This window comes from Streptomyces sp. SID5785, assembly GCF_009870065.1.
Lineage (GTDB): Bacteria > Actinomycetota > Actinomycetes > Streptomycetales > Streptomycetaceae > Streptomyces.
Window position 1 is genome coordinate 1 of sequence record NZ_WWIA01000827.1, and the last position, 1,818, is coordinate 1,818.

A 1,818-nucleotide genomic window follows, 5' to 3' on the forward strand; every position below is an offset into this window, starting at 1 on the left:
CCGGCTCGCCGAGCTGCGGGCCGAGCACGGCTGGTCCCTCGGCGACCTGGCCGACCGCAGCGGGGTCAGCCGCTCCACCCTGTCCCGGGCCGAGCGCGCCGAGATCAGCCCCACGGCCGCCCTGCTCAACCGGCTGTGCGCGGTCTACGGGCGGACCATGTCCCAGCTCCTGAGCGAGGTCGAGTCCGCCCCCGCGCAGGTCGTGCGCGCCGCCGACCAGCCCGTGTGGCAGGACGCCTCGTCCGGGTTCGTGCGCCGCTCCGTGTCCCCTCCGCTGGCCGGGCTGCGCGCCGAACTCGTCGAGGGCGCTCTCGAACCGTACGCCGACATCGCCTACGACCGGCCGCCCGTACCCGGACTCGAACAGCACGTCTGGGTGCTCGACGGCCGCCTCGACCTCACCGTCCAGGGCGTCGTCCACCGCCTGGAGGCGGGGGACTGCCTGCGCTTCCGGCTGTGGGGCCCGACCCACTTCCACTGCCCGGGGCCCGAGGCCGCCCGGTACGCGCTCGTGGTGGTGCTGCCGTGACCGGGTGCACGACGCGCGCGCTGGCGCCCGAGGAGTTCGCCGCGCACACCGGCGCGCTCGGCGAGCTCCTCGCCGACACCGTCGCGGGCGGCGCCTCGCTCGGCTTCCGGCAGGGCCTGACACCCGGCGAGGCGGCCGACTGGTGGTGCTCGCGCGCCGGTGCCGTCGCGCGCGGCGAACTCACCGTGCGGGTCGCCCTGGACGCGGCGGGCCGCTGCGTCGGCACCGTCTCCCTGGCCTTCACCGCCCTGCCCAACGGGCGGCACCGCGCCGAGATCGCCAAGCTCATGGTGGGCCGCACGGCCCGCGGCGGTGGACTCGGCCGCCGCCTCCTGTCCGAGGCCGAGCGCGACGCACGGCGGGCAGGCATCACGCTGCTCGTCCTCGACACCGAGACGGACAGCGCGGCGGAACAGCTGTACCGGCGGGCCGGCTGGACGCGCGCCGGACAGATCCCGGACTACGCCACGGACCCGGCGGGGGCCCTGCGCCCCACGACGCTCTACTACAAGCGCCTCGGAGCACAGGACCCCCTGCCTTCCGCCGCCGGTGCGGCCGCTGTCGGCGGCGGAGCTCAGTAGCGCAGCGCCGCCAGATACCGGTAGCTGTTGCGGGCCGTCGCGAACGGGTCCTGCGGGGTGTCGTGCTCGACCAGCCACTGCCGCACACCGCCCCGGTGCGCGTGCGCGAACATGGCCGGGAAGTCGAGCGTGCCCGACCCGACGTCGGCGAAGTCGCCGTCGGGCGCCATGTCCTTGACGTGCAGCGCGGGGAAGCGGCGCGGATGGTCCGTGAAGTACGCGGCCGGTCCGGCGCCGCCCTTCGTCGCCCAGTACACGTCCAGTTCGAACGCGACCAGATGCGGGTCGGTCTCCCGCAGCAGGATGTCGTACAGGCTCTCCCCGTCCACCACCACGTGGTCCGAGCCGTGGTTGTGGAACAGGACCGGGCCGAGGCCCGCCTCGCGCGAGGCGGCGCCGATCCGGTTGAACGACCGCGCCGCCTCCCGGAACCCGTCCGGGGTGTGCATCTCACCGGGCAGGCTCGGCACCACGGGCCACTGCGCGCCCAGCGTGTGCAGGTCCTCCAGCGCCTGCCCGAGACCGCTGCCGGTCAGCGTCGGGTACGGGATGTGTTCCAGAACGGACCGCAGGCCGACGGCGTCGAGCATGCCGCGGATGTCCGCCGCCGAGTACCCGTGCCGGCCGCTCACGCCGACCGTGGCGTACCCGATCTCCGCCAGCCGGGCCACCGTGCCGGCGAAGTCCTGCGCCAGCACGTCGCGCATC

At 75.1% G+C, this 1,818-nt stretch carries 3 protein-coding genes; 2 read left to right on the top strand and 1 reads right to left on the bottom strand.

The annotated features are described in order from the left end of the window. A partial coding sequence (locus tag GTW43_RS26895; RefSeq protein WP_161304556.1) for an XRE family transcriptional regulator occupies nucleotides 1-529 on the top strand: 529 nt, incomplete at its 5' end. Between the two features lie 20 nt (nucleotides 530-549). Then, entirely contained in the window at nucleotides 550-1,110 is a 561-nt protein-coding gene (locus GTW43_RS26900; RefSeq protein ID WP_161304558.1) for a GNAT family N-acetyltransferase, read from the top strand. Here the strand turns inward: GTW43_RS26900 and GTW43_RS26905 are convergent. Further along, nucleotides 1,104-1,817, bottom strand: a complete 714-nt coding sequence (locus GTW43_RS26905; RefSeq protein ID WP_161304557.1) for a sugar phosphate isomerase/epimerase — start codon at nucleotides 1,815-1,817, stop codon at nucleotides 1,104-1,106. The genes GTW43_RS26900 and GTW43_RS26905 overlap by 7 nt on opposite strands. Nucleotide 1,818 lies beyond the last annotated feature (1 nt).

What these genes read in the sequence shown, in the direction of transcription:
- GTW43_RS26905 (WP_161304557.1), bottom strand. Translation starts at nt 1,817, where the DNA reads ATGCGCGACGTGCTGGCGCAGGACTTCGCCGGCACGGTGGCCCGGCTG.